Genomic DNA, 25,734 nt, shown 5'->3' on the forward strand with positions numbered 1-25,734 from the left:
TGGTTCCCTCTTTCTTTTTTAAGCCTGTCCACCACGGACAGACGGATGCCAGAAGGTGACGGCGCGCTCAGCGAGCGCCACCACCCCATAAAAGACCGAGCCCGCGACCGCGGCAACCGCAATCTCGGCCCAGACCATGTCGACATTGCTTCGCCCCACTTCCGTGGAAATCCGGAACCCCATGCCGACGATCGGGGTGCCGAAGAACTCCGCCACGATGGCGCCGATCAGGGCCAGCGTGGAATTGATCTTGAGCGCATTGAAGATGAACGGCCAGGCGGCCGGCAGGCGCAGCTTGGTGAGCGTTTGCCACCAGGAGGCCGCATAGGTGCGCATCAGGTCGCGTTCCATGTGGCTTGCGGCCGACAGGCCCTGCACGGTGTTCACCAGCATCGGGAAGAAGGTCATGATGACGACGACGGCGACCTTGGACTGCCAGTCGAAGCCGAACCACATGACCATGATCGGTGCGACGCCGACCATCGGCAGGGCGGACACGAAATTGCCGATCGGCAGCAGCCCCTTTTGCAGGAAAGGAGAGCGGTCGACGAGGATCGCCACCACGAAGCCGAGGCCGCAGCCGGCGACGTAGCCGGTCAGCACCGACTTCATGAAGGTCTGCTGGAAGTCGGCCCACAGCGTCGGCACCGAGCTTGTCAGCCTGGCCCAGATCATCGAGGGGGCCGGCAACAGGATCGAGGGAATGACAAAGCCGTGCACGACGCATTCCCAGATCACCAGAAGCGTGACGCCGAAGATCAGGGGGACGGCGATGTTGGCGAGCCGCCGCAGCGTCGGGTCGGCAAAACGGCGGCGCACCAGCCACTCGTTGAAGGCCCAGGCCGCGAGCCAGAAGATGAGGGCGAAGACGAGATAGCCGTTCATGGCTTGACCCCCATGCGCTGCAGAACCTTGACGTGGGCAATCCCCACGAGCGTGACCAGCACGGCGGCCAGCGCCGCTGCCATGAAGAGGGCGGCCCATATCTGGATCGTCTGGCCGTAATAGGAGCCGGACAGCAGGCGTGCGCCGAGGCCCGCGACCGCGCCGGTCGGCAGTTCGGCGACGATGGCGCCGAGCAGCGAGATGGCGATCGCCACCTTCAGCGAGGTGAACAGATAGGGCATCGAGGCCGGCCAGCGCAGTTTCCAGAAGGTCTGGCCGGGGCTGGCATTGTAGGTGTGCATAAGGTCGAGGAGGATGGTGTCCGGGCTTCTCAGCCCCTTCACCATGCCGACGACGATCGGGAAGAAGGAGAGATAGGTCGAGATCAGCGCCTTGGGCAGGATGCCCGAGATGCCGACCGAATTCAAAACGACGATGATCATCGGCGCGATGGCGAGGATCGGGATCGTCTGGCTGGCGATCACCCAGGGCATCAGCGAGCGATCCATGGCCCGGTTATGGACGATGCCGATGGCAAGAAGAATGCCGAGCGCGGTGCCGATCGCGAAACCGAGCAGCGTCGCCGAGAGCGTGACGCCGGCGTGATAGACAAGGCTACGCTTGGATGTGATGGCCTTGTTGACGGTCGTGTCCCACAATTCGGCGATGACCTGATGGGGCGCCGGCAGAACCGGCCGTTCCTGGGCAAAGGTGCGCTCGACCAGCTGGCCGAAGGATACCGTCTCATTGGCACGCGCCGCCTGGTCGCGCACGAACGGCGCGTTCAGGTAGACGACGAAGACGTGCCAGACGACGAGGATGGCGAAGACGACGGTGAGGACCGGCAGGATGCGGTCGCGGAAGAGGGACGGGGCGGTCATGGGCGGCCTCCCATCTCAAGGTTTTCATCCCCCGCTGCCCTGCCGGGCATCTCCCCCTCAAGGGGGGAGAAGACTCGCGGGGCCGCCTTGCTTCGATCGAAGTGGGCGAGGCGGGCTCGGAAGCCCCTCCCCCCCGTGGGGAGGGGTTGGGGAGGGGTTCTTTCTGAGAGCCGAACACTATTCCTCATAGCTGTGCCCCGCCTTCAGGCCCTCGCGGACGCGGTGGGCGATTTCGAGGAATTCCGGGGTCTCGCGAATGTCCAGCGGGCGTTCCCTCGGAAGCGTCGATTCGATGATGTCGGTGACGCGGCCCGGCCGGGGGCTCATCACGACGATCTTGGTGGACAGGTAGACGGCTTCCGGGATCGAATGGGTGACGAAGCAGATCGTCTTGTTGGTGCGGTCCCAGAGCTTGAGCAGTTCGGAGTTCAGGTGGTCGCGGACGATCTCGTCCAGTGCACCGAAGGGCTCGTCCATCAGGAGCAGGTCGGCGTCGAAGGCGAGCGCGCGGGCGATCGAGGCGCGCTGCTGCATGCCGCCCGACAGCTGCCAGGGGAACTTCTTCCCGAAACCCGTCAGGTTGACGAGGTCGAGCGTCTGGTCGATCCGCTTGCGCTGTTCCTCCTTGGAGAAGCCCATGATCTCCAGCGGGAGTGCGATGTTCTTCTCGATGGTGCGCCAGGGATAGAGCGCCGCGGCCTGGAAGACATAACCGTATGAGCGATCCCGCCTAGCGTTTTCCGGCGACATGCCGTTGACGGTGATCTCGCCCGCCGTGTGCTTTTCCAGATCGGCGATGACGCGCAGGAAGGTCGTCTTGCCACAGCCGGAGGGGCCGATGAAGGATACGAAGTCACCCTTCTTCACCTCCAGATTGACGTTCGACAGGGCATGGACCGGCCCGTCTCCCGTCTGGAAGGTGAGACAGAGATCCTTGGCGGACACGACGGAGAAAGGAGCGGTCATCAGATTGAACCCATGGGCTTTCTTGCAAAGGCATCGAGCCTCTTGCATGCTATCATTACATGGCGGGTCGGAGCCGGCCTACCAGACTTTGCGGGCATGTCGAACGTTGCGGAGGCGTGTGAAAATGGATGCTTCATCGAAACCCACTTGCCGGATCGTCCGGCCCGAGAACACCTATGACGGGAAGCAGGGGCTGAGCTACTTCACCGGCATCGCCGCGGAAACGGTCGGCGCGAAGGGCATCTGCATGCATTTGCTCACCATGCCGCCTGGCGCAAGGGCTAAGGCCCATCTGCACGAGAACCACGAAACGGCGATCTACGTGCTGTCGGGCTCGGCGCATACCTGGTACGGCGACCGGCTGGAGAACCACGTGGTGCTGCACGCCGGGGAGCTTATGTACATCCCGGCCGGTGTGCCGCATCTGCCGGCCAATCTCTCCAATGCCCCGTGTACGGCGGTCATTGCGCGGACGGATCCGAACGAGCAGGAGAGCGTCGTTCTGCTGCCCGAACTGGATGCGCTGGTGGAGGTCTGAGCCTAGTTGCATTCGGCCAATGGCCCCCATTTCATGTCCGGGTTGTCGGGGAAGCTGATGGTGTAGCCCTCCGCGCCGAGGACGATGTCCGCTTCGAGAGGCGTGGCGTTTTCCTCGCCCTCGGCCTCGCATTTCAGCTGGGCCATGTACGACCTGTCCTTGGTCTCCTGGATGCGCCCAAAGACGCAATAGGAGGCTGCGGTGGTGACAGCCTCCCGGGTCAGCAGGAAGAAGTTGTCGGAACCGGTCGCTTCTCCCGTCTTGGCATAGGAGCAGCCATCGAGGTTGCCGTAGCTCTTGTCGATCGGCAGCATTTCGGCCGATGCGGCGTTGCCGACCATGAAGAGCAGAAGCGTGACGAGGACCCGGCCGGCAAGCGCCATCTCACACCCCCGTCGCCGGAATGCCGGTGCGTTCGACCTTGCGCGGCGCGACCAGTTCCTTCCAGGTCGACAGCGCCTTGTTGACGGCGGTGAACGGTTCTCGGCTGACGAACTGGCCGTGGCCTTCCTCGGTCTTCACAGTGGTTTCCTCGATCACGACCTTGCCACGCGACAGCGTGAAGCGCGGCAGGCCGGTCACCTGCTTGCCCTCGAACACGTTGTAGTCGATCGCCGACTGCTGGCTCTTGGCGGAGATCGTCTTGGAGCGCTTCGGATCCCAGACCACGAGGTCGGCATCGGCGCCGACGAGGACCGCGCCCTTCTTCGGATACATGTTGAGGATCTTGGCGATATTGGTCGAGGTGACGGCGACGAACTCGTTCATCGTCAGGCGGCCAGTCGCGACACCATAGGTCCACAGCATCGGCATACGGTCCTCAAGCCCGCCGGTGCCGTTCGGGATCTTGGCGAAATTGCCGACGCCGTAGCGCTTCTGTTCCGTGGTGAAGGCGCAATGGTCGGTCGCCACGCAGGAGAGCGAACCCGACTGCAGGCCGGCCCAGAGACTGTCTTGATGCTGCTTGTTGCGGAAGGGCGGCGACATGACGCGGCGGGCGGCGTGGTCCCAGTCCTTGTTGAAATATTCGCTCTCGTCGAGCGTCAGGTGCTGGATCAGCGGCTCGCCATAGACGCGCATGCCCTTCTGCCGAGCCCTGCGGATCGCTTCATGCGCCTGTTCGCAGGAGGTGTGCACGACATAGAGCGGCACGCCGGCCATGTCGGCCAGCATGATGGCGCGGTTGGTGGCTTCGCCTTCGACTTCCGGCGGGCGCGAATAGGCATGCGCCTCCGGGCCATTGTTGCCTTCGGCCAGCAGCTTGGCGGTCATCGAGGCGACGACGTCCCCGTTTTCGGCATGGACCAGCGGCAGCGCGCCGAGCTCGGCGCAGCGCTGGAAGGAGGCGAACATCTCGTCGTCGTTCACCATCAAGGCCCCCTTGTAGGCCATGAAGTGCTTGAAGGTGTTGATGCCCTTGTCCTCAACGATCGCCTTCATCTCGTCGAAGATGCGTTCGTTCCAGCCGGTGATGGCCATGTGGAAGGAGTAGTCGGCATTGGCGCGGCTGGTTTTGTTGTGCCACATCGAGAGCGCGTCGAGCAGCGACTGGTCCGGCGCCGGCAGACAGAAATCGACGACCATGGTGGTGCCGCCGGCAAGGCCGGCGCGCGTGCCGCTTTCGAAGTCGTCGGCGGAATAGGTGCCCATGAACGGCATTTCGAGGTGGACATGCGGGTCGATGCCGCCCGGCATGACATAGCAGCCGGTCGCATCGAGGATCGTGTCGCCCTTGAGGTCAGGCCCGATCTCGACGATCACGCCGCCGTCGACCTTGACGTCCGCCTTGTAGGTGAGATCGGCGGTGACGATGGTGCCGCCCTTGATGACTGTGCTCATTTGAACTCTCCCGCTATGGTGTTCTTGAAAGCTGTTCTCGAAACCGTCCGGCTTATTTGGCACGCCGAAGGCGGGTGATGTCACGCCACAATCTCCGCCGTCTCCAGGACCGCCTGCAGCAGGACGTCGCAGCCGGCGGCCGCCCAGTCCTTGGAGATCTCTTCCGCTTCGTTGTGCGAAAGGCCGCCGACGCAGGGGCACATGATCATCGTGGCGGGTGCGACCTTGGCCGCCCAGCAGGCGTCGTGGCCGGCGCCGGAGATGATGTTCATGTGGCTGTAACCGAGGCGCTCGGCGGCATTGCGGACGCTTGCCACCAGCTTCGGGTCGAAGGTGACCGGGTCGAAGTGACCGACGGCCTCGACGGAACAGCCGACACCGAGCGCTTCGCAGATCTTCGCGGCCTCGGCTTCGATCTTCGCGCGCATTCGGTCGAGCTTGGCCTGGTCGGGAGTGCGGATGTCGACGGTGAAGATAACCGTTCCCGGCAGCACGTTGCGGGAATTGGGCGAGAACTTCACCTGGCCGACGCCACCCACAGCGCCCGGCTGGTTCTCCATGGCAACCGCCTGGACCATCTCCATTATGCGGGCCATGGCAAGACCGGCATTGACGCGCAGGTTCATCGGCGTTGAGCCGGTATGGGCCTCGCGTCCGGTCAGCGTGAATTCGAGCCACCACAGGCCCTGACAGTGGGTGACCACGCCGATCTGCTTGTCCTCGGCTTCAAGGATCGGACCCTGCTCGATGTGGTATTCGTAATAGGCATGCATCTTGCGCGCGCCGACCTCTTCGTCGCCCAGCCAGCCGATGCGCTTCAGTTCGTCGCCATAGGTCTTGCCATTGAGGTCCTGGCGGCCATAGGCATAGTCCAGCGAATGGACGCCGGCAAAAACGCCGGAGGCGAGCATGGCGGGCGCAAAGCGTGCGCCTTCCTCGTTGGCCCAGTTGGTGACGACGATCGGATGCTTCGTCCTGATGCCGAGATCGTTCATCGACCGGACGATTTCGAGCGCGGCGAGAACGCCGAGGACGCCGTCATACTTGCCGCCGGTCGGCTGGGTGTCGAGGTGGGAGCCTACATAGACCGGCAGCGCGTCCGGATCGGTGCCGGGCCGGGTCATGAACATGGTGCCCATCTTGTCGACGCCCATGGTCATGCCGGCGTCTTCGCACCACTTCTGGAAGAGGGCGCGGCCGTCGGCGTCCGCATCGGTCAGCGTCTGGCGATTGTTGCCGCCGGCAATGCCGGGGCCGATCTTGGCCATGTCCATCAGCGAATCCCAAAGGCGATCGCCGTTCACGCGCAAGTTCACGCCGGTTTGAACCGTCATTGCAGTCATCCTCACCTGTTCTTCGAGGGGTCATGCAAGTCACATGCCCCGTTATTCCCCTGGTCATCGACAGCCAATATTCTTTTGTTTGTTTGGCTGGCGAAAAGGCCGGTTGCCTTTGTCTGGCAACTGTCCAATAATTTGACCGACTGGTAAACATTACAACTTCCATCGCGGCACTCAAGACGGAAAACGCGAAAAAGCACGACAAAATAGCGGGCAATTGCCTGAAAAAAGTGCACGAATAAAGTTGATGAAGATCAAGCCCTTAGGCTTGGGACAGAAGGCGGGAACAGGCGGCTGATGGCGATACCGAGGGCGGCGAAAACACAAAGGCGGACGCGCATCCAGGAGGAAAAGGAAGAGATCATTCTCGGGGCGGCGCTCGACGTCTTTTCGCTCAGGGGTTTCCGCGGCTCGACCATCGACCAGATCGCCGACGTGGCCGGCATGTCCAAGCCCAACCTTCTCTACTATTTCCGCACCAAGGAGGCCATGCACCGAGCGCTGATCGACCGGGTGCTGGAGAACTGGCTGGAGCCGCTCAAGGCCTTCGATGCCGAAGGTGATCCGGAAGAGGAAGTGCGCTCCTACATTCGCCGCAAGCTGGAAATGGCGCGCGATTTTCCGCGCGAGAGCCGGCTCTTCGCCAACGAGATCCTGCAGGGCGCGCCGCATATTGAGGATGTCCTCAAAGGGCCGCTCAAGGCGCTGGTGGACGAGAAGGCCGACGTGATCCGTTCCTGGATCAAGGCCGGCAAGGTGCACGACTGCGATCCCTATCACCTGATCTTCTCGATTTGGTCGACCACCCAGCATTATGCGGATTTCGACGTGCAGGTGCGCGCCGTTCTCGGCGAGGGGCCGCGAAGCGACAACCGTTTCGAGGATGCCGCCCGCTTTCTCGAGGCGATGTTCGTGCGCGGCCTGAAGCCCGAGCCGCAGCCGGCCTGATCAATCCGGCAGGAAGGCCATGACCAGAAGGCCGCAGGCGGTGACCAGTGCGCCGAGGAAGATCGGTGCCGGTGCCCAGCCGTGACCGAGAAGACCTTCCATGACGATGATGAAGGTCGGCGTCAGATAACCATAGGCCAGCACTTTCGGCGCCGGCAGCCGCATCGAGGCATATTGCAGCAGGAAGAAGGTCACCGCCGTCGTCATGATCGCGAGATAGAAGACGGCAAACCAGACAACCGGCGGAATGGCGAGATAGTCCACATCAACGAGGCGCGGCGCGGCCGGCACAAGGATGAAGACGAGGGTCGCGAGCGCTGCCCACAGGACGAAGATCAGCGGCGCATCCTTGCGGTTGAACAGCCTTAGCAGCGGCACATAGATCGCGTGGCAGACGACGCCGACGAAATAGATCATCTCGCCGCGGCCGACATCGAAGCGGGCCAAGGCGGCAAGATCGCCGCGGAAGATCACCCAGATCGCGCCGCTCGCGGCGATCAGGAGGCTGGCGAAGACGCCGGGACCTGTGCGCTGGCGCATCAGCAGCCAGGCAAAGCCCGCGCTCATCAATGGCATCAGGGTGAAGACAGCCCCCGTCGCCACCGGCTGGGTGAATTCGAGCGCGATGAACATGGTCGTCATGTAGACGGCCATCAGCAGGCCTAGGATTGCGAAGCGCCAAGGCTCGCGCGGCAGCTTCAGCGACAGGCCGGCCTTCAGGCAGAGAAGCGCGAGGACCGCGACGGTGACGATGTAGCGCAGGCCCTGGAGTGCGATCGGGTCGATCCGGCGGGCGGCCAGCCCGCCGAAGGAGAAGGAGCCGGCGATCAGCATCGAGAAGAGCAGCACCGCGAGATGCGCCTTCAGCTTTTCCGTTCCCCGGGCATGGGTATTGTGTCGGCTCCTCGCCGTCTGGGAATCAGTCACTGGGCACTTCGTCGGATTGTGTTGGGAGCGGGCGATCAATACCGCGTGCCTAGCACGCTGGGGGCGGCGATGAAAAGGTCGCGAGAACGCCCCCGAGGTGCTGTTCAGACCGCCTCGGCGGCGTCGGCCGGGAACCAGGCGCGGTTGCGAGCAAAGTCGATGAAGGCGTTGGCATCCATCGGCCGGGCCAGCGCGTAGCCCTGCAGCGTTTGGCAGCCGAGGTCGCGCAGGATCGCCGCGTGCTGCATGGTTTCGACACCCTCGGCGACGATCTCGATGCCGAGCGAGCGGCCGATGTCGACGATCGAACTGATCAGCCGCCGCTGGGCAGACGAGACGATGATCGGGGCGGTGAGCTGGCGATCGATCTTGAGACGGCGCGGCGAGAGCTTCAAAAGGCTGAGGATCGATGCGTAGCCGGTGCCGAAATCGTCGATCTCAATGTCGATGCCATGGGCCTTGATGCGCTCGATGCTTCTGGTGACGGCCGCCCCCTTGTCGTCGAACGAGATCGATTCCAGAAGTTCGAATGAGAGACTGCCGGGCACCAGGTCGAGGGTCTCCAGACGCTGGACCAGGCTCTCGTCGAACAGGCGCTGGGCGGAGATATTGACCGACACCTTGTTGATCGGCAGATCGTTGGCGAGCCAACGGGCGCGCTGCAGCAGGGCCTGGTCGAGGATCGCCGCATCGATCTGCGAGACGACATTCAAGCTTTCGGCGATCTTCAGGAAGGTGTCCGGTCCGAGAATGCCGCGTTGCGGATGGTCCCAGCGGGCCAGAGCCTCGACGCCGGTGATCTCCAGGGTGTGGGCGTCGAATTGTGGCTGGAAGAACGCGATGAAGGCGTTCTGCTCCAGCGACCGGAGAATGGCGTCGGCCGTCTTCTTGGTGTTTACCGTCAGCGAGCGCAGCCGGTCGGTATAGCGCTCGACGCGGTTGCGGCCGTGGCGCTTGGCCTCGTAGAGGGCGATGTCGGCATTGACCAGGAGTTGCTCTGCCTGGACGTCGGCGGTGTCGCGTGTGGCGATGCCCACAGAGGCGCCGACGCGGCATTCGTGTCCTGCATAGGTGATCGGCGTGGAAACCGCATCGATCAGGCGGCGGGCGAGATCGCTGTAGTCATTGTCGTCCGGCTTGTTGCCGCAGACGACGACGAATTCATCGCCGCCGATGCGGGCGACGAAATCGTCGTTGCGGGTGTTTTCCTTGAGCTTCTGCGCAACGTGCCTGAGGATAGCGTCGCCAGCGCCATGGCCGAGCGTGTCGTTGATGTCCTTGAAGCGGTCAAGGTCGATATGCAGGACCGTGGCACTGCCGTGGTCGCCAAGCGCGGCATTCAGCGTCATGAGGTACTGGTCGAGATAGCGACGGTTCGGAAGATTGGTCAGCGCGTCATGGAGCGAGTTGTGCTCCATGTGCTGGCGTGCCAGCTCCAGTTCCCGGTTCTGCAGTTCGGCATGCAGCTTGGCCTCGCGCAGTTCCTGCTGCAGGCGGAGGTCGGCGGTGACATTCCAGTTGACGCCGACCAGTTTCTTGCGGAAGCGGGAGTCGCGATAGGTCGTGCCGAAGGCGCGGATGTGGCGGGTCTCGCCTGAGCCCGTGATGATGCGGAATTCCGTCACATAGTCCTTGCCGCTTTCCAGCGCGACCCGGAACACCCGTTCCGCTTCGTCGATGTCGTCCGGGTGGAGGGCGTTGCGCCAGGTGGTGTAGGTGTTGTCGGGCGGAACCTCTAGGCCGTAGAGCTGCGCCATGCGGGCGTCCCAGTGCAGCCGGCCGCTGCCGATATCGAGTTCCCACACACCGATGCGCGACGCTTCGAGCGCGATTTCGAGGCGGTGGGAGATCGCTCGAAGCTCTTCCTCGCGCTGGCGCAGGGCCGCGATATTGGCCTGACGTTCGCGCAGAAGTCTTGCCACCCAGAGGACCGGCGCGACGATCATCGAGCCGACCAGGAGCATCAGGATGCGTGAGATCCACAGGTCCGGCGCCGCCTGATTCCATCCGCCCTTGGGCGTTGCAACGATCACCCAGCTTTCGCTTCCGAAGCTGATCGGCATGGCGACGGGGCTCGCGGCAAAGATGGCCGGATCGCCGAAGAAGACCTTGTCGTGGCTGCCATCGGCCGTCTTGGTGGCAATCGCGACATCGATGCCGAGCTTTCCCGAGGTGAGGCCGCCATAGCCGTAGAGCTTGTCGATGTCGATGACGGACGACATCAGGCCCCAGAAGGTGCGGCCGCCGTGCCCGTTGCCGACGACGACCGGGTAGCGCACGATCAGGCCGCGGCCGCCCTGGATAAGATCCACCGGACCGGTGATGACATACTTGCCCGTCTCGCGGGCGCGCAGCGCCGCATCGCGTTGTGCCTCGTTCTTCCGGTAGTCGAAGCCGAGGATGCGTTCATTGCCCGCCGTCGGATAGACGTGCCGGACGACGAGGTCGGGTGCGAGCGCGATGTTGCGCAATTGGTGGGGTGCATCGAAGATCCGCCCGGCGAGAGCGGCAAAGCGATCCCCGCTCATGTCCGGTTCCGTCTCGATGACGGCCACCAGGCCCTGCACGAGCTGGATGTTGGCGTTTATGCCGCCTTCGAGGCGCGCGCGTACGAGGCCGAGTTCCTCGGCTGCGCGATTGCGGAGATTGTCCTGATAGATGCGCTGCTTCTGCTGGTCCGCATAGACGAGTGCAATGGAGACGGCGACGACGACGACGAGGGCAGGGAGATAGTATTGGAGCGTGGCGCCGAAGGCCCCCCAACCATTCCTCCTGATCCTATTCCCCATGCCCCGGCAGCTCCCCTGTGGCGGACCTGGCAACCAAGGGGCGTGCTTCGGTCCGTGCTAAAAAAGCACATTTTCACGAAACCCTTGAAGATGTGTTGAATTGAAAGCGTAAAATGTCGCCGCAATTGGCGGTTGGGCCTGTCTCGTCCGCGACAGACGAAAAGAGCTCCCCGTTGCCGGGGAGCTCGATAGCGAAGGCGTGGCCCTAGCCGTTACTCCGCAGCCTGGACGGCCATCGGATTGTTCGGGTGCGTGGTCCAGTTGGCGTAGTTCGGATCGACCGGCTTTCCGGTGCGCTGGTCCAGCGTGCCCGGCTCAAGCCCGACCATGGTGATGCAGTTCTCGACGGGACAGACGTTGACGCAGAGATTGCAGCCGACGCATTCCTCTTCCTTGACCTCGAAATGGCGCACACCGTCGACCATCGCGGTGATCGCCTGGTGCGAGGTGTCCTCGCAGGCGATATGGCAGCGGCCGCATTTGATGCAGGCGTCCTGGTCGATATGCGCCTTGGCGATGTAGTTGAGGTTGAGATACTTCCAGTCGGTGACGTTCGGCACGGCACGGCCGGTGATGTCGTCGAGGTTGCGGTGACCCTTGGCGTCCATCCAGTCGGAAAGGCCGGAGATCATTTCCTCGACGATCTTGAAGCCGTAGGTCATGGCCGCGGTGCAGACCTGCACGTTGCCGGCACCGAGCGCCAGGAATTCCGCCGCATCCCGCCAGGTGGTCACGCCGCCGATGCCGGAGATCGGCAGGCCGTAGGTTTCGGCATCCCGAGCGATCTCGGCGACCATGTTGAGCGCGATCGGCTTCACCGCTGGACCGCAATAGCCGCCATGGGTGCCCTTGCCGCCGACCGTCGGGTTGGGGGTGAAGCTGTCGAGATCGACCGAGACGATCGAATTGATCGTGTTGATCAGGGAGACCGCATCCGTGCCGCCGGCCTTGGCCGCGCGGGCCGGCTTGCGGATGTCGGTGATGTTGGGCGTCAGCTTGGTGATGACGGGCATGCGGGAGTACTGCTTGCACCAGCGCACGACCATCTCGATATATTCCGGCACCTGTCCGACGGCGGCGCCCATGCCGCGTTCGGACATGCCGTGAGGACAGCCGAAGTTCAGTTCGATACCGTCGGCGCCGGTTTCCTCGACGAGCGGGAGGATGGCCTTCCACTCTTCCTCGACACAAGGAACCATGATCGAGGCAATGAGCGCCCGGTCCGGCCAGTTCTTCTTGACCATCTTCATTTCCTGCAGGTTGATCTGCAGGGGGCGGTCGGTGATGAGCTCGATGTTGTTCAGGCCGAGAAGGCGGCGATCGGCGCCCCAGATCGCGCCGTAGCGCGGGCCGTTGACGTTGACGACCGGCGGTCCCTCGGAGCCGAGGGTCTTCCAGACCACGCCGCCCCAACCGGCCTTGAAGGCGCGTTCGACATTATAGGCCTTGTCGGTCGGCGGCGCGGAGGCGAGCCAGAAGGGATTCGGCGATTTGATGCCGACGAAATTGTTGCGGAGATCAGCCATTGTTCGTTCCTCTCAATGTTCTTCGGATCAAGCGACAGCACTTGCTCCCGCCGAGGAGACGGCGAGAGAACGATTGATGGATTCGGCCGCATCGCGGCCCATGGCGACGGCGGAAACCGTCAGGTCCTGACCGCCAAAGGCGCAGTCGCCGCCGGCCCAGACGCCGGGGATGGAGGTGCGACCTTCCGCGTCGATGGCAATCTTGCCGCCTTCGGTCTTGAGGTCCGCCAGCCCAAGGGTGTCGAGCTTCTGGCCGATCGCGACGAGGATTTGGTCCGCCTTGATCTCGACCGTGTGGCCGGTACCCTTCATCACGCCGTTTTCGACGTGGGTGTATTCCAGCGTGATGGCCGAGACATGGCCGTGATGATGGGCCACGTCCTTCGGCTGCATCCAGTGGCGGATGTGGACACCCTTCGAGGCGGCGAGGTCCTGCTCGAACTCGGAGGCGTTCATGTGTTCCTTGCCGCGGCGATAGCAGATCGTCACGTTTTCGGCGCCGAGCAGCTTGGCCTGGACTGCGGCGTCGATGGCGGTCATGCCGCCGCCGATAACGACGACATCGCGACCGACCGGAACATCCCCCTTGCTCGTCGCTTCGCGCAGGTTGGCGATGAACTCGACGGCATCTGTGACACCGTTGATATGGGCGCCTGGAATGTTGAGTGCGTTGACGTTGCCGAGGCCGGCTCCGAGGAAGACCGCGTCGAACTTCGACTGCAGGTCGGCCAGCGTAAAGTCGCGGCCGAGCATCTCGCCGTTGACGACGTCTATGTTGCCGATCGACAGGACGTAGTCGACTTCCCTCTGGGCGAAGTCGTTGGTCGTCTTGTAGGCGGCGATGCCGTATTCGTTGAGGCCGCCGGCCTTCTCCTTGTGATCGTAGATCGTCACGTAGTGGCCGTTCATCGCCAGGCGGTGGGCGCAGGCGAGACCTGCCGGGCCGGCGCCGACGACGGCGATCCTCTTCCCGCTTGCCGCGGCCGGCGTATAGAACTGTCGGCCTTCATCGATCGCGACATCGGTCGCGTAGCGCTGCAGGCGGCCGATCTCGACGGGACGCTCTTCCGCCGTGTTGCGGACGCAGGCTTCCTCGCAGAGCGTTTCGGTGGGACAGACGCGGGCGCACATGCCGCCGAGAATGTTCTGGTCGAAAATGGTCTTGGCCGAACCGATCGGGTTGCCGGTGGCAATCTGGCGAATGAACAGCGGGATGTCGATCGACGTCGGACAGGCCGTCATGCAGGGAGCGTCATGACAGAAGTAGCAACGGTCGGAGGCAACCAGCGCCTCATGATCGCCGAGGCGCGGGTGGAGGTCGGAAAAATTCTTCGCATAATCGGCAGCATCAAGCCGCCCGGCCTTCAGGCCCGGTTCCAGTCGTCGCATCGAAGTTCCCTCTTTTTTATGGTGCGATTGCAGACAGGCTAACTCAGGAAAAAAAATTTATCAAACGGTAAAAGTTTCAAATTCGAGCATGGTCAAAGCCATGTGGGGCAGGGGATCTCGTCCCATCCTGCGCGTGCGGTCCGGCGGCTTTCCTCCCGCCGGCCATTCGGGCGGAAATCATCATTGGCGATAAATATGAGGAAAATTATCAGGTATATACTTTACTCGTTTTGTCATGTTTTGTAGGGTCCGACTCCAAGGCTGCCGGTGAGACGGCGAAAGGAGCATTTCGGGCATGGCAAAGAAGAAGAAGCGCGACGAACAGAAGGGTGGAGCAAAGCCGGCGGCGGGCTCGGCGGACGGTCGGCAGGGCGTCGACGTCAGGAGCTTCCTCTATGTCGGCGGACGCGACTGCCAGGTCGCCCATCTGCGCCAGATCGCCAGCAATTTCGGGGCTGAGCTCATCCATCACGACGGCGGCCTGAGAGAGGCCGTGTCGCGCATCGACACTGTCCTTCCCTCCGTCGACTGCGTCTTCTGCCCCATCGACTGTATCAGCCACGATGCGTGTCTGCGGGTGAAGAGCGGCTGCAAGAAATTCGGCAAGACCTTCATCCCGCTGCGCAACGGTTCGAAATCCAGTCTCGAGCGGGCGCTGCAGACGCTGAATGAAAGGAATGACAATCCATGATTGACGACGAAATCGATCCGGCACTGCTGGTCGGCCTGCACAAGCTCGCCCAGCAGAACGGCGACGGGCTGATCCCGGCGCTTCACGAACGTTTGAACGATGTTGCGGCGGTTCGCGCGAAGAGTGCCGAAATCATCCGCCTGCCGGGCTTGCACGAACGTCACAATCGCCCCATTTACGTCGGGGCCTCGCGATGCGATGCTAAAATAATCGATTTCCCTTTGCCGCGGTGGCAGCGGAACGCATCGCGTCAGCGCGGTTGAGTCTCCGTAACCTGCCCGGGCGGCAGGAAGCGGAGAGGAGAGCGCGCGATGAACGTGGAGAGCGGGGTCGACATAGGACGTGTCGAAGTGCTGCCAATATTGCCGTCACTCGATTTCCAGCAGACGCGCGACTTCTATGCCGGACGGCTGGGATTCGAGGTCAGCGACAAGGGCGGCGAATATCTCGTTGTCCGTCGCGGACGGCTCGAACTGCATTTCTGGCAGTGCGAGGATCCGACTCTCTGCGAGAACAGTTCCGTCTTCTTCCGCCTCGACGCCTTCCACGCTCTCTTCGATGATTTCCGTCGCCGCGGCGTCGAGCCTGTCAGTGGCTTCGATGCGGACGAGGACGATGTCACGCGCTTCCATATCCGTGACCCGCATGGCAATGTTCTGCTCTTCGGTCGCAGGCTGCGCTCGCTCGCTTGAGCGACTGACGACCGTGGGTCAGGCCCGAACGGGAAGAAATGCGCCGAGGGCCACGATGATCCAGCCGCCGATCATCAGCATTCCGCCGCTTGGTGCCGCCATTGGAAAGAGGCTCGCGCCGAGAAACTGGCGGGAAACGAGATCGCCGGCGAAGAGCACAGTGCCGAGCGCCATAGCCAGCGCCGCAAGGCTTGCCGTGCGAACCTTGTCGTTGGCCAGATAGAGCGCCAGGATCGGCGGCGCATGGGCCAGGCACATGGCCGAGGCGGGGCTTAGAAAACTCTCCGCGCCGAGATGGGTGGAGGCGGCAGCGAGCGCCACGCCGGCCGCGCCGATCATTCCCGCCAGCAAAAGGAGCAGCGGCCGAGCCCGGTCGAAGAAAGCCATCGGGGTTATTCCTTGTTCTGCATGTGGTGGGCCAGCTTTTCGACCGGATCCCAGATGATGGCGCGCAGTTTCTCGTGTTCGACGGTTTCATCCAGTGCGCGGCGGAAGCAGAGCAGCCATTCATCGCGCTCCTCCGGGCCGATCTCGGCGACGAAATGGCGGCGGCGCAGCATCGGATGGCCGCGTTTCTCGATATAGAGTTGGGGGCCTCCGAGGTAACCCGTCAGATATTCGTAGAGCTTTTCCTCGCTGCCGGTGAGGTCCGGCGGATGGATGGCGCGGCAGCGCTGTGCTTCCGGCAGCGTATCCATGAGTTCGTAGAAGCGCCGGCACAGCGCGCGAACGGTCGCGTCGCCGCCGATGGCCTCGTAGAGGGTGATCGTTTCTTCCGTCACGGGGTCGTCCTGAAATCGTTCAGGACGTCTTAGCCGCAACCGCGTCTCCGGCGCAACCGGTGAGCGGCCGCTGCGGCAATCGGCGCATCGCCCCTGCCGCACGGTCGGTTGGATGCGACGATCCGGAACCTTGCCGGATCAGTTGGTCAGGCGGGTGCTCAGCAGCCGCGTCTTGATCTGGGCGAAGGCCTGCTGCAGTCCGGAACGGTCCGGGACGTTGATGAAGTATTCCGGTTTGGAGGCGCATTGCTGGAGCAGGGTGCTCGTGGTCGAGTTGTTCTCCTCGAGCAGGATCGTGTAGATCACCACGCCGGTGCTCTTGGCATTGGTGCAGGCCGCGAGCGTCATCGCGTTCATCTTCGGCGTCGCGGTCGCCTCGCTGCCCGAGGTCATGCCGTCGAGCCGGCCATCGACCAGGTAGCCGAAGCTCGAATAGCTCGAGTTCAGCTTGTTGTTCAGGACGCCGAAGAAGTTCGTTCCGTCGGTCAGCAGAACGAGGATCTTCGTGAGGTTGGGGTCGCTTTCCGGGCCGCCCTCGGCGAAGGGAAGGCCGGACGACAGAACGCGCCAGCCCCAGGCGACGCCTTCCAGAATATTGGTGTTGCCGGCAGCGACGAGGCTGTCGACTGCAGCCTTGGCCTTGACGTAGTCCGAGGTCAACGGCATCAGCGGCTGTGTCTCGCAGAGGAAGTTCGGTCCCTTGTGGGCTTTGTAGTTCGAATAGAGCGTGGTCGAGCTGTTGTCCTGCGTCGGCTTGGTCCAGGTGGGGAAGCCCTTCTTCCACTGCGTGACCTGATTATCGGTCTTGTCGACCGGTATGCCGTAGCGAACGCGGCGTTCGGTCCAGGTGTGGGTGCGGATCGCGGCGCTGCCGTCGTTGATGTAGTCATTGCCATGCAGGTCCCAGGAGGAGCCGTTCCAGGCGAACGGCGGTTCGTCCTGGGCAAAGGCCGGAACAAAGAGTGTCGCCGGTATGTTGGGATCCGGCGCCGTGTCCAGCACACCGTAGTTCTTGCCGCCATAGGTCGGTCGGGTCTCGACGCAGCCTTTCCAGCTGTGGCCGAGATGGGTGTAGAGCATGAAGCGGCTGACGTTCGGGCCGAAGTCCGACTGTGACATGGGCGAGGCGCCGTAGGTGTCGAGCCAGGAGGCGCCGGCGGAGAAGGAAACATTCGGTACGACCTGCGGGCCGTAGCTCGGGCCGACATTGACGAAGGTGCTGAACGGCACGAGTGCGAATTTGAGGTTTGCCGGCTTTGTGACCTGCGCATCGAGTTCGTCGATCAGCGTCGTCGCCGCGGCCTTCATCGCACTCAGCTTTCCCCCTTCCATTGAGCCGGTGGTGTCGAGGGCGAGGGCCACCTCGTATTTCGTTTCGGCGATGCCGGCGGTCGCTTCGCGAACGAAGTTCATTTCCTTCACGCCGACGATCTGCATGAAGGTGGTCGGCAGGGCGCTGTTGGCGACGACTCGGGTCGTCTGATTGGCACCGCGCTGGATCTCGACCTTGAGCACGAGTTCCTTGAAGTTGGCCTTGATCATGTTCTCGGCGAAGGTTTTTGCGTCCGCGTCGGAAAGATCCGGCTGCGCCGCGAGCGCCAGTGCAGCGGCATCGATCGATTGTTGGAGATGAATGGCCCGCAACTGCAGCTGGGTCACGTCGAGGGCCATGCCGGCCGCGAGGGTCAGGGGAACGGCAAGAAGCGCCGTCATGATGCCGAAGTTTCCATTCTTCGAGCGAACGAGACGGCAGAAGGTACGGATCATGGGGAGGCGCATTCCGAGATGATTTACATATGCAAATCCGAATATGCGCAAATTCCTAAATGACGTTTAAGAAACAGAAGACAACTGCCCGCAATTTGGGCTTATGCTCGAATATGTCGCAGGTATGCGTCACTCGTCTGGGGCAATAAAGAACGGCTCTGTGTCCTGGCCCCGTGTCACTCTCCAGTCCCAGTCCTAGTCCTAGTCAAGGGCTCTCCTTCAACTTCGAGCACGAGTCGGCTATGGCTGATCCATGGACGCTGGCGCATGGAAAACTTCTGAGCCCCATGGCCTTGCCCGAACCGCCGGGCGGGAAGGCCTGCTGGTGCGTGGCGTCGTGCCAGCGGCAGCCCTCTACAACGGTCTGCTCGCGATCATCAACGCCCATGTCATGCCACTCGGCTTTGCCCATGTGGCGCTGGCCGAAATCGGCCTGCTCGGCATTTCGCTGCTCTACCTGCTCTATCGCGGATTCACCCAGCAGGCTCTGTCGATCGTCTTCCTGGTCGGCTTCTTCAGCATCGTCACCGTCTACATGTCGGTGGCGAACGGCATGCTGTTCGTCGATTTCCTGCGCAACGTGCTGATCATCGCGGTCTTCTGCCAACTCGGACGCATGACCGACGAGGCGACGGTCGCCTTTGTCTTCCGCTTCGTCTGCATGGTCGTGCTTGCCGTTCTGGTCGTCGAGATCTTCTTCACCAAGATCTACGAGGACCTGTTCTATCCGGCCCTCTATTTTTCCAATACGCGCGGCCTGGAGCAGATCTCGTTCGGCGGATCGAAGATCTTCCAGAACGCGGTCAAGATCCCGGGGCGTTTTTCGTTCGGCCTCAGCGATCACCGCACGGCTTCGGTCTTTCTCGAGCAGGTGTCGCTCGCCAATTTTTCCGGCGTCCTCGACATCTATCTGGTCAGCCGGTTCAAGCGGCTTCGCCGATCCGACATCGTCCTGATGCTGTCGACCATCGTGCTGATCCTGCTCACCAACGATTCGCGGAGCATGCTGCTCTTCTCGCTTCTCTGCCTTGCCGGTTTCTTCGTCTTCCCGAAGCTCAGCAACCTGCTTCGCCCGCTGATCATGCCGGCGGTGATCCTGGCCGGAGCGCTCGTCTATTTCCTCAGGCCGGATGCCTCCGGTGACACGCTCGACGGGCGTATCGTCCTGACGATGAAAGGTTTTTTCGAACTCGACTTCGTTTCGCTTCTCGCCCTCCAGGTGCGCGAGGTCGGCAGCTTCGCCGACAGCGGCTATATCTACATCATCAATGCCAGCACGGTCTTCGGCCTCGTCGTGTTCTGGGCCTTCGTGACCTTCTACCCGGCGGGCTTGACCGACGACCAGAAGCGCTGCGCCTATGCGCTCGCCATCTTCATCTTCATGAACATGATGATCGGCGGAAACGCGATCTTCTCCATCAAGGTCGGTGCCCTGCTGTGGCTTCTCGTCGGCTTCATGAAGTCGTCGGAGGGTGAGACTAAATTAACTTCGCCCGGCGATCATTGAAGACCTCGCTGCGGGCGGCGGACTATTGTCCGCCAAAGGCCCGGCGCCTCGTAGATCTTACGGCCAGACGACCCATATGCTTGTTCAACTGCAATATATCAGGGCGATCGCCGCCCTTCTCGTCGTCTACTTCCATGCGATCCTGCAGCTTCAGAAGCTGGCACCGGACGCGTGGCTGAACGGCTATCTTTTCGGTAAGAGCGGCGTCGACCTCTTCTTCGTGCTCTCCGGCTTCGTCATGTGGATCACCACCTGCGACAAGCCGATGAGCGTCGGGGACTTCTGGTGGCGCCGAATCCGGCGCATCGTGCCGCTCTACTGGGCGATGACGCTGTTTGCCGCAACTGTCGCCTTCGTCATGCCGCAGATCCTGAAGTCGACCCAGTTCGACGTGCCGCATATCCTCGCCTCGCTCGCCTTCCTGCCGTGGATCAATCCCGCCGATCCCGAAGGCCGGATGATCGCGCCGGTTATAGTTCCGGGCTGGACGCTGAATTTCGAGATGTTCTTCTACCTGCTGTTCGGCTTCTGCCTTCTGCTGCCGCGACAGCTCCGGCTTGCCGGGCTGGTTGCGTTGATCGCGGCGATCTTCCTCGTTTGCACGCTGGTCCTGCCGGATCTCACGGTCGGGCGCTTCTACGGGGACTCGGTCATCTTCGAATTCGTCGCTGGCGCCGTCCTCGGCCATCTCTACAAGACGGGACACCGCCTGCCGGTCGCGGCGGCCGGCGTGATGGCGTTGTTCGGTTTCGCCGCGCTGCTCTATCTCGATTTTCTTGAGATCGACCTTCCGCGGTTCTTCACCATCGGCATACCCTCGATCCTGGTCGTCTATGCGGCCACGTCGGTCGAGGTCCGCGAGCGCCGCTCGCTCCACTGGCTGCAGGTGCTGGGTGACGCTTCCTATTCGATTTACCTCACCCACGCCTTCACGCTGGCCGGCATGCGGATGATCTATCCGCTGGTGATGCCCATTCTGCAGAGCGACGTGCTCTTCGTCGTCGCGATGATGATCGCGTCCTCGCTGATCGGGCTTGCGAGCTATTATCTGTTCGAGCTTCCGGTCGGCAGGCTGCTCGCGTCGGTCCGTTTCAGTCGCAGCACCCGCACGGTGCCGGCGCAGTCCGCCTGACGGTGCAACAGCGATGATCCGGATCCGGCTGCCTTCACTCCATCGGACCGCTGCCATCGCCGTGATGCTTGGTCTCGGGTTCGGCCCGGCGGCGGCCCGGGCCGGGAGCGGCGACCTCTGTTTCCGCGGGGTCAACATTTCCGGGGCCGAATACGGCGATGCCAACGGGCAGGAGGGGGTGAACTTCACCTATCCGTCCGAGCGCACCCGCGGTTATTTCGCGTCCAAGGGGTTCGATACGGTCCGGCTTCCGTTCCGCTGGGAGCGATTGCAGCCCAGCCTTGGCCAGCCGTTCGACGCAATCGAACTGGAGCGGCTGAAGGCTAGCGTGGCGAGCTTTCGCGGGCTCGGTCAGACGGTGATCCTCGATCCGCACAATTTCGGTTATTACGCCGATTTGAAGCTCGGTTCAGGCGACCTGCCGCCCCGGCTGTTTGCCGATTTCTGGATCCGGCTGGCGGCGGAGTTCGCCAGCGAGGAGGGCGTCGTCTTCGGCCTGATGAACGAGCCCCACGACATCGCCCCGCGCGACTGGCTTGATGCCGCCAATCTGGCGATTGCCGGCATCCGGGCGGTGAAGGCGGGCAATCTCGTCCTCGTTCCGGGCACCTACTGGAGCGGTGTGGCGAGCTGGCAGTCGGATCTCGGCCAGGGCGCGAACAGCGAGGTCATGCTCGGCGTCAAGGATCCGGGCGACAACTTTGCCTTCGAGGTCCATCAGTACATGGACGCCGATTTCTCCGGTACGCACGAGGCCTGCGTCAACGCCGACAAGGCGGTCGCGGCCATCGGCGACCTTTCCGCCTGGCTGCGCAAACACGGGAAAAAGGCTTTCCTCGGCGAATTCGGCGGTTCGTCTGAGGCTGCCTGCCTCGCCGGGATCGAAAAAATGGCGGATCGGGTCGGTGCGGATTCCGACGTCTGGCTCGGCTGGACCTACTGGGCGGGCGGCGACTGGTGGCCGCCGACCGAGGGCAACAACATCCAGCCGACCGCCAAGGGCGACCGCAAGCAGCTTTCGGCGCTCAAGTCGGCACTCTCGGCAAAAGGATCCGGGGCAGGGGCCTGCGCGGTCATTCCGGGTCGGGGCTAAGACTTCATTAACGATAAAGTTTCAAGGTTTGTTCAGGAACCGATCTCTCGCGATTGATTCGGCGAAGTGCCGTGCCATGTCGTCATGGGACTGCAGTTGTCTAAGGAGCGGGAGCTGACGACCAACTCGGCCGGATATCGGCCAGACATCGGATTGTAGACGCGTGGGCGATTATTTCTCAGAGCCGGAGGACAGGAAGAACTGCGGTGTGCGTCGCTATCTCGGCGCGCCCAGGGATGACGCTGCCGCACAGCGGACTTCCTCCGCCCCCTTGGGAACCGGGTCGTCGGGCGAACCGTCGCGATCGTCCGAACCTTGCCATCCTGAGGGGCCGGCCGACTGCCCGCCGCCTGGCACCATGCGGCCGGCCAACCGTGAAGAACCTTTCGTCTTCGACCTTGCCTTCGTGCTTTCGTCCGCCTGGCGCTATCGGACGCCCGTCCTTGCCGGTGCAGTGGTCTTCGCGCTGGTCGGCGGTGCGCTGACCTCTCTGCTGCCCAAGGTCTACAGTGCCGCCGCGACGCTCTACTTCGATCCGCAAAAGTTCGCGGTCGACGTCGTCAGCGAGGAGAAGGTGATCTCGTCGGAGGTGTTCAATGCGACCATCGACAGTCAGACGCGCATCATCACCTCCTACTCGGTGCTGGAGGACGTCGCCAAGAACCTGAAGCTCGGCGCCGATCCGGAATTCCTCGGAAAGCTCTCCGGAGATCCCGCCGTCGACTTCAACACGGTGCTCGCAACGCTGGTGAAGCGTATCGAGGTAAGCCGTCAGGACGGCACCTTCATCTTCCAGATCAAGGTGAAGGCCGGCGAGCCGCACAAGGCGGCCGATATCGCCAATGCGCTGGTGACGGCCTATCTCAAGGATGCCCGCTTCAACGCCGAAAGCAGCTACGAGACGGCCAATGAAGGGCTGTCGCAGCGGCTCGGCGCGCTTCGGCAGGCGGTCATCGATGCGGAAGCCGCTGCCCGCGACTATCGCGCCAAGAACGATCTCTATTCGGTGGGCGGCGACATGATCGCCGATACGCGCCTCCAGTCGCTCGACGAGTTGCTCGTCGCGGCGCAACACAAGACGATTGCGGCCAAGGCCCAGCTCGACACCGTATCCAAACTCGACATCGGGAACGTGCTGGTCGCCGATCCGAGCAACGTCAATGCCTCGCGCACACTGGCGGATCTCAGGAACCAGTATGCCACCCAGTCTGCCAATGTGAGCAGCCTCACCCAGCGCCTCGGATCGCGTCATCCGCAGCTCCAGGCCGCCCAGGCCTCGCTCGGCGACATCAAGAACCAGATCAGTGGGGAGCTCAGCCGCATGGTGGCCGCCTCCCGCAGCGCCTATCAGGCGGCGCAGAGGGAAGAGGCGGACCTCCTGAAGCAGATCAATATCCAGAAGGCGAGCCAGGCGACGAGTTCGAGCAGCCTGATCGAGCTCAGCGAACTGGAACGCAAGGCCAAGGCGGCGCGCGATATCTACGAGGCAGTGCTGAAGCGCACGGAAGAGACCGCCGCGCAGAAGAACCTCTACGAGAGCAATGTCCGGATCGTCTCGCAGGCCGTCCCGGCCCAGGCGCCCGACGGCCCGAGCCGCAAGATCCTGTTCCTGGCCGGCGTCTTCGGCGGTGCCGTGTTCGGTTTCGGCCTTGCGGTGCTCGCTGCGGTCGGACGGGCACTCTATCTGCGGACGCGGTGACGGTTTCCACCTGACGGCGCGGAAAATCGCACAACCCGGATCTTGTCGAGCACCGTGCTTATCGCGACGGTCGTCATGCGTGTCCGTTGAACCGTGAATGCCAGTTCCAGGCAGAACGGATGATGTCGTCGATGCCGTGTTTCGGTTCCCAGCTCAGAACGCTGCGCGCCTTCTCGTTGTTGGCGACCAGCATCGGCGGATCGCCCGGGCGACGTTCTGTCCGCGCGACCGGCAGCGGGCGGCCGGAGACGTTTTCAATCGCCCCGATCAGCTCGTTGACGCTGGTGCCGGTCCCGGTGCCGAGATTGATCGCGACGGTCTCGCCGCCATTCATCAGGTATTCGAGTGCACGGACATGGGCGTCGGCGAGATCGTTGACGTGGATGTAATCGCGGATGCAGGTGCCGTCGCGGGTGTCGTAGTCCTCGCCGAACACCGAGAAGACCGCGCGGCGGCCGAGTGCCGCGTCGATAGCCAGTGGGATCGCGTGCGTCTCGGGCGTGTGCCATTCACCGATCCGCCCTTCGAAATCGGCGCCGGCGGCGTTGAAGTAGCGCAGCATGACGGAGCGCATCCGACCGCACAGGTCGAAGTCGTGGAGGGCCTGCTCGACGATGTGCTTGGTGCGTCCGTAAGGATTGATCGGGCTCTGCGGATGGCGCTCGTCGAGCGGCAGGTATTCGGGCTTGCCGTAGGTGGCGCAGGTCGAGGAGAAGACGAAGGACCGGATGTCAGCTTCCATCAGCGCCTGCAGAAGGGTCAGCGAGCCGCCGACATTGGCGTCGTAGAAGGCTTCCGGCTCCTTGAAAGACTGGCCGACCTCGATCAGGCCGGCGAAATGCAGGGCCGCCACGGGCTTATGCTTCGCCAGGACCTCGCGCAGCCGGTCGCGGTCGCGTATGTCGCCGTCCTCGGACGGTCCCCATTTGACGAATTCGCGGTGGCCACTGGAGAAGTTGTCGTAGACGAGCGGCTGATAGCCTTTCTCGGCAAGCGCGAGGCAGGTGTGGGAGCCGATATAGCCGGCACCGCCGACGACAAGGATGGTCTCATTGCTCATGGGTCACCTTGGGCGAGCGTTGGTCGGGCAGGCCGGCACCGGCGCAAGACGGACCTTGAGGGTCGAATCGTCCGTCCGGGCGGCCATGGTTGCCTTACACAGGTGCATGCAAGAATGTCGGCATGGTGGCGCCTTCGGCGGTTTTCGCCCGATAGAGCCGAGCCGTGTCGAGCGCTTCGCGGATCGTCACGTCCATGTCGAGGTAGCGGTAGGTTCCGAGGCGGCCGACGAAGGTGATCGAGTCCTCTTTCTCGGCGCGGGCGACGTATTCGGCGAGCTGTTCCTTCTCCTTCACCAGACGGATCGGGTAGTAGGGGATGTCGTCGCGGCCGCATTCGCGCGAGAATTCGCGGTAGCAAACCGAGCCGGCATGGTCCTCCCAGGGGGAGAAGTGCTTGTGCTCGGTGATGCGGGTGAAGGGGACGGAAACGTCGCCGTAATTCATCACCGCGCAACCCTGGTAGTCGCCGTCATAGGTGAAACGCTCGAAATCGAGCGTGCGATAGCCGAGCTGGCCGCTCTGGTAGTCGAAATAGCCGTCCAGCGGACCCGAATAGAAGACGTGGGCAAACTCCCTGTTCCGGTCGCGGCTAAAGCGGGTTTCGAGATGCACGGTGATCGAGGGATGATCGAGGATGCGGCCGATCATGTCGGTGTAGCCGTTTTCCGGCATGCCCTGGAACTTGTGGAAGAAATAGTTGTCGTCGTAGTTGAAGCGGACGGGAAGGCGCTTGAGGATCGAGGCCGGCAGTTCGGTCGGCGAGCAACCCCATTGCTTCTGCGTATAGCCCTTGAAGAAGGCCTCGTAGAGGTCCTTGCCGACGAAACGCAGTGCCTGCTCCTCGAAGGTCTGGGGATCGGCGATCGTCTTGTCGGACTGCTCCTCGATGAAAGCCTTCGCCTCGTCCGGCCGGAAGGTCTTGCCGAAGAACTGGTTGATGGTGTGCAAGTTGACCGGCAGCGAGAAGACCTGGCCCTTGCTCGTCGTCTTCACCCGGTTCTTGTAGGGTAGGAAGGTCTCGAAGCGGTTGACGTAGTCCCAGACTTCCGCGTCGTCCGTGTGGAAGATGTGCGGTCCGTAGACATGAACCATCACGCCGGTTTCATCGTCCCGTTCGGTGTGGCAGTTGCCGGCTATGTGGCTTCTCGTGTCGAAGACCTCGATACGATAGCCGTCTTCCGCAAGCTCGCGCCCGATCACCGCCCCCGAAAGGCCGGCCCCCACCACTGCAATCGTTCCCTTGGCGTGCATTCCAGATTTATCCTGTACGTCGTTGCATCGT

24 protein-coding genes are annotated in these 25,734 nt (G+C 62.7%); 9 read left to right on the forward strand and 15 right to left on the reverse strand.

The features are described 5' to 3' along the window. Nucleotides 1–18: 18 nt before the first annotated feature. From ACX93L_RS02485 to ACX93L_RS02495, 3 genes are all read right to left on the reverse strand, one after another. Nucleotides 19–885 carry an ABC transporter permease gene (locus tag ACX93L_RS02485; RefSeq protein WP_459403365.1) on the reverse strand — a complete coding sequence of 289 codons (867 nt, stop codon included), beginning with the start codon at nucleotides 883–885 and terminating at the stop codon, nucleotides 19–21. Then, complete coding sequence (locus tag ACX93L_RS02490) at nucleotides 882–1,766, reverse strand: ABC transporter permease (protein ID WP_459403366.1); 885 nt, start codon at nucleotides 1,764–1,766, stop codon at nucleotides 882–884. Before ACX93L_RS02490 ends, ACX93L_RS02485 begins: the two co-directional genes overlap by 4 nt. A 177-nt stretch (nucleotides 1,767–1,943) precedes the next feature. Further along, nucleotides 1,944–2,732: an ABC transporter ATP-binding protein gene (locus ACX93L_RS02495; RefSeq protein ID WP_459403367.1), complete on the reverse strand. Its 789-nt coding sequence runs from the start codon at nucleotides 2,730–2,732 to the stop codon at nucleotides 1,944–1,946. Between the two features lie 124 nt (nucleotides 2,733–2,856). Here ACX93L_RS02495 and ACX93L_RS02500 point away from each other — a divergent pair, with 124 nt between their 5' ends. Continuing rightward, nucleotides 2,857–3,270, forward strand: coding sequence for a cupin domain-containing protein (locus ACX93L_RS02500; protein ID WP_169586596.1), 414 nt, complete (start codon nucleotides 2,857–2,859; stop codon nucleotides 3,268–3,270). Nucleotides 3,271–3,272: 2 nt separating this feature from the next. Here the strand turns inward: ACX93L_RS02500 and ACX93L_RS02505 are convergent, their stop codons facing one another. The 3 genes from ACX93L_RS02505 to ACX93L_RS02515 all read right to left on the reverse strand — a co-directional run bounded on the left by ACX93L_RS02505 (nucleotide 3,273) and on the right by ACX93L_RS02515 (nucleotide 6,443). After that, nucleotides 3,273–3,653 (reverse strand): hypothetical protein, encoded by a 381-nt coding sequence (locus ACX93L_RS02505; RefSeq protein WP_459403368.1) that lies wholly within the window; start codon nucleotides 3,651–3,653, stop codon nucleotides 3,273–3,275. A gap of 1 nt (nucleotide 3,654) precedes the next feature. Next, complete coding sequence (gene hydA, locus ACX93L_RS02510) at nucleotides 3,655–5,109, reverse strand: dihydropyrimidinase (protein WP_459403369.1); 1,455 nt, start codon at nucleotides 5,107–5,109, stop codon at nucleotides 3,655–3,657. An 80-nt stretch (nucleotides 5,110–5,189) separates the two neighbouring features. Continuing rightward, nucleotides 5,190–6,443: a Zn-dependent hydrolase gene (locus ACX93L_RS02515; RefSeq protein ID WP_459403370.1), complete on the reverse strand. Its 1,254-nt coding sequence runs from the start codon at nucleotides 6,441–6,443 to the stop codon at nucleotides 5,190–5,192. A gap of 303 nt (nucleotides 6,444–6,746) precedes the next feature. Between ACX93L_RS02515 and ACX93L_RS02520 the strand changes: the two genes are divergently transcribed. Continuing rightward, nucleotides 6,747–7,397, forward strand: a complete 651-nt coding sequence (locus ACX93L_RS02520; protein WP_459403371.1) for a TetR family transcriptional regulator C-terminal domain-containing protein — start codon at nucleotides 6,747–6,749, stop codon at nucleotides 7,395–7,397. On the opposite strand, the gene ACX93L_RS02525 is transcribed toward ACX93L_RS02520, so the two are convergent. The 4 genes from ACX93L_RS02525 to ACX93L_RS02540 form a co-directional block, all read right to left on the reverse strand. After that, nucleotides 7,398–8,324: a DMT family transporter gene (locus ACX93L_RS02525; protein ID WP_459403372.1), complete on the reverse strand. Its 927-nt coding sequence runs from the start codon at nucleotides 8,322–8,324 to the stop codon at nucleotides 7,398–7,400. It lies immediately after the preceding gene. 104 nt (nucleotides 8,325–8,428) lie between these two features. After that, nucleotides 8,429–11,113, reverse strand: coding sequence for a bifunctional diguanylate cyclase/phosphodiesterase (locus ACX93L_RS02530; protein WP_459403373.1), 2,685 nt, complete (start codon nucleotides 11,111–11,113; stop codon nucleotides 8,429–8,431). A 212-nt stretch (nucleotides 11,114–11,325) separates the two neighbouring features. Then, on the reverse strand, nucleotides 11,326–12,639 hold the full coding sequence (gene preA, locus ACX93L_RS02535; RefSeq protein WP_459403374.1) for an NAD-dependent dihydropyrimidine dehydrogenase subunit PreA: 1,314 nt from the start codon (nucleotides 12,637–12,639) through the stop codon (nucleotides 11,326–11,328). 27 nt (nucleotides 12,640–12,666) lie between these two features. Beyond that, nucleotides 12,667–14,028, reverse strand: a complete 1,362-nt coding sequence (locus tag ACX93L_RS02540; protein ID WP_459403375.1) for an NAD(P)-dependent oxidoreductase — start codon at nucleotides 14,026–14,028, stop codon at nucleotides 12,667–12,669. 295 nt (nucleotides 14,029–14,323) lie between these two features. Here ACX93L_RS02540 and ACX93L_RS02545 point away from each other — a divergent pair, with 295 nt between their 5' ends. Genes ACX93L_RS02545 through ACX93L_RS02555 form a run of 3 tightly spaced genes read left to right on the forward strand, consistent with a single transcriptional unit; the run spans nucleotide 14,324 to nucleotide 15,411 of the window. Then, nucleotides 14,324–14,719: a DUF2325 domain-containing protein gene (locus ACX93L_RS02545; RefSeq protein ID WP_459403376.1), complete on the forward strand. Its 396-nt coding sequence runs from the start codon at nucleotides 14,324–14,326 to the stop codon at nucleotides 14,717–14,719. Beyond that, the gene (locus tag ACX93L_RS02550; protein WP_459403377.1) at nucleotides 14,716–14,982 is read left to right on the forward strand and encodes a hypothetical protein; all 267 of its coding nucleotides are present in this window, start codon (nucleotides 14,716–14,718) and stop codon (nucleotides 14,980–14,982) included. The genes ACX93L_RS02545 and ACX93L_RS02550 overlap by 4 nt, the downstream gene beginning before the upstream one ends. A gap of 48 nt (nucleotides 14,983–15,030) precedes the next feature. Next, nucleotides 15,031–15,411, forward strand: coding sequence for a VOC family protein (locus ACX93L_RS02555; RefSeq protein ID WP_459403378.1), 381 nt, complete (start codon nucleotides 15,031–15,033; stop codon nucleotides 15,409–15,411). Nucleotides 15,412–15,429: 18 nt separating this feature from the next. Here ACX93L_RS02555 and ACX93L_RS02560 read toward each other — a convergent pair whose 3' ends face one another. From ACX93L_RS02560 to ACX93L_RS02570, 3 genes are all read right to left on the reverse strand, one after another. Continuing rightward, complete coding sequence (locus ACX93L_RS02560) at nucleotides 15,430–15,798, reverse strand: DUF423 domain-containing protein (RefSeq protein ID WP_459403379.1); 369 nt, start codon at nucleotides 15,796–15,798, stop codon at nucleotides 15,430–15,432. Nucleotides 15,799–15,803: 5 nt separating this feature from the next. Further along, nucleotides 15,804–16,193, reverse strand: coding sequence for a group II truncated hemoglobin (locus tag ACX93L_RS02565; protein ID WP_169586621.1), 390 nt, complete (start codon nucleotides 16,191–16,193; stop codon nucleotides 15,804–15,806). A 138-nt stretch (nucleotides 16,194–16,331) separates the two neighbouring features. After that, on the reverse strand, nucleotides 16,332–17,960 hold the full coding sequence (locus ACX93L_RS02570) for a vWA domain-containing protein (protein ID WP_459403380.1): 1,629 nt from the start codon (nucleotides 17,958–17,960) through the stop codon (nucleotides 16,332–16,334). Nucleotides 17,961–18,285: 325 nt separating this feature from the next. Here ACX93L_RS02570 and ACX93L_RS02575 point away from each other — a divergent pair, with 325 nt between their 5' ends. From ACX93L_RS02575 to ACX93L_RS02590, 4 genes are all read left to right on the forward strand, one after another. Beyond that, nucleotides 18,286–19,467 carry a hypothetical protein gene (locus ACX93L_RS02575; RefSeq protein ID WP_459403381.1) on the forward strand — a complete coding sequence of 394 codons (1,182 nt, stop codon included), beginning with the start codon at nucleotides 18,286–18,288 and terminating at the stop codon, nucleotides 19,465–19,467. Between the two features lie 76 nt (nucleotides 19,468–19,543). Then, nucleotides 19,544–20,599, forward strand: a complete 1,056-nt coding sequence (locus ACX93L_RS02580; protein ID WP_459403382.1) for an acyltransferase family protein — start codon at nucleotides 19,544–19,546, stop codon at nucleotides 20,597–20,599. A 13-nt stretch (nucleotides 20,600–20,612) separates the two neighbouring features. Beyond that, complete coding sequence (locus ACX93L_RS02585) at nucleotides 20,613–21,692, forward strand: glycoside hydrolase family 5 protein (RefSeq protein WP_459403383.1); 1,080 nt, start codon at nucleotides 20,613–20,615, stop codon at nucleotides 21,690–21,692. Between the two features lie 358 nt (nucleotides 21,693–22,050). Next, nucleotides 22,051–23,391: a GumC family protein gene (locus tag ACX93L_RS02590; protein WP_459403384.1), complete on the forward strand. Its 1,341-nt coding sequence runs from the start codon at nucleotides 22,051–22,053 to the stop codon at nucleotides 23,389–23,391. Nucleotides 23,392–23,464: 73 nt separating this feature from the next. Here ACX93L_RS02590 and galE read toward each other — a convergent pair whose 3' ends face one another. Further along, the gene (galE, locus tag ACX93L_RS02595) at nucleotides 23,465–24,451 is read right to left on the reverse strand and encodes a UDP-glucose 4-epimerase GalE (protein ID WP_459403385.1); all 987 of its coding nucleotides are present in this window, start codon (nucleotides 24,449–24,451) and stop codon (nucleotides 23,465–23,467) included. Between the two features lie 94 nt (nucleotides 24,452–24,545). Then, entirely contained in the window at nucleotides 24,546–25,703 is a 1,158-nt protein-coding gene (gene glf / locus ACX93L_RS02600) for a UDP-galactopyranose mutase (protein ID WP_459403386.1), read from the reverse strand. Nucleotides 25,704–25,734 lie beyond the last annotated feature (31 nt).

Source organism: Rhizobium sp. CAU 1783 (genome assembly GCF_054551725.1).

Excerpts from the sequence above, each read along its gene's own strand:
- ACX93L_RS02485 (WP_459403365.1), bottom strand. The coding sequence starts at position 885 with ATGAACGGCTATCTCGTCTTCGCCCTCATCTTCTGGCTCGCGGCCTGG.
- ACX93L_RS02490 (WP_459403366.1), bottom strand. The coding sequence starts at position 1,766 with ATGACCGCCCCGTCCCTCTTCCGCGACCGCATCCTGCCGGTCCTCACC.
- ACX93L_RS02495 (WP_459403367.1), bottom strand. The coding sequence starts at position 2,732 with ATGACCGCTCCTTTCTCCGTCGTGTCCGCCAAGGATCTCTGTCTCACC.
- ACX93L_RS02500 (WP_169586596.1), top strand. The coding sequence starts at position 2,857 with ATGGATGCTTCATCGAAACCCACTTGCCGGATCGTCCGGCCCGAGAAC.
- ACX93L_RS02505 (WP_459403368.1), bottom strand. The coding sequence starts at position 3,653 with ATGGCGCTTGCCGGCCGGGTCCTCGTCACGCTTCTGCTCTTCATGGTC.
- hydA (WP_459403369.1), bottom strand. The coding sequence starts at position 5,109 with ATGAGCACAGTCATCAAGGGCGGCACCATCGTCACCGCCGATCTCACC.
- ACX93L_RS02515 (WP_459403370.1), bottom strand. The coding sequence starts at position 6,443 with ATGACGGTTCAAACCGGCGTGAACTTGCGCGTGAACGGCGATCGCCTT.
- ACX93L_RS02520 (WP_459403371.1), top strand. The coding sequence starts at position 6,747 with ATGGCGATACCGAGGGCGGCGAAAACACAAAGGCGGACGCGCATCCAG.
- ACX93L_RS02530 (WP_459403373.1), bottom strand. The coding sequence starts at position 11,113 with ATGGGGAATAGGATCAGGAGGAATGGTTGGGGGGCCTTCGGCGCCACG.
- preA (WP_459403374.1), bottom strand. The coding sequence starts at position 12,639 with ATGGCTGATCTCCGCAACAATTTCGTCGGCATCAAATCGCCGAATCCC.
- ACX93L_RS02540 (WP_459403375.1), bottom strand. The coding sequence starts at position 14,028 with ATGCGACGACTGGAACCGGGCCTGAAGGCCGGGCGGCTTGATGCTGCC.
- ACX93L_RS02545 (WP_459403376.1), top strand. The coding sequence starts at position 14,324 with ATGGCAAAGAAGAAGAAGCGCGACGAACAGAAGGGTGGAGCAAAGCCG.
- ACX93L_RS02550 (WP_459403377.1), top strand. The coding sequence starts at position 14,716 with ATGATTGACGACGAAATCGATCCGGCACTGCTGGTCGGCCTGCACAAG.
- ACX93L_RS02555 (WP_459403378.1), top strand. The coding sequence starts at position 15,031 with ATGAACGTGGAGAGCGGGGTCGACATAGGACGTGTCGAAGTGCTGCCA.
- ACX93L_RS02560 (WP_459403379.1), bottom strand. The coding sequence starts at position 15,798 with ATGGCTTTCTTCGACCGGGCTCGGCCGCTGCTCCTTTTGCTGGCGGGA.
- ACX93L_RS02570 (WP_459403380.1), bottom strand. The coding sequence starts at position 17,960 with ATGATCCGTACCTTCTGCCGTCTCGTTCGCTCGAAGAATGGAAACTTC.
- ACX93L_RS02580 (WP_459403382.1), top strand. The coding sequence starts at position 19,544 with ATGCTTGTTCAACTGCAATATATCAGGGCGATCGCCGCCCTTCTCGTC.
- ACX93L_RS02585 (WP_459403383.1), top strand. The coding sequence starts at position 20,613 with ATGATCCGGATCCGGCTGCCTTCACTCCATCGGACCGCTGCCATCGCC.
- ACX93L_RS02590 (WP_459403384.1), top strand. The coding sequence starts at position 22,051 with ATGCGGCCGGCCAACCGTGAAGAACCTTTCGTCTTCGACCTTGCCTTC.
- galE (WP_459403385.1), bottom strand. The coding sequence starts at position 24,451 with ATGAGCAATGAGACCATCCTTGTCGTCGGCGGTGCCGGCTATATCGGC.
- glf (WP_459403386.1), bottom strand. The coding sequence starts at position 25,703 with ATGCACGCCAAGGGAACGATTGCAGTGGTGGGGGCCGGCCTTTCGGGG.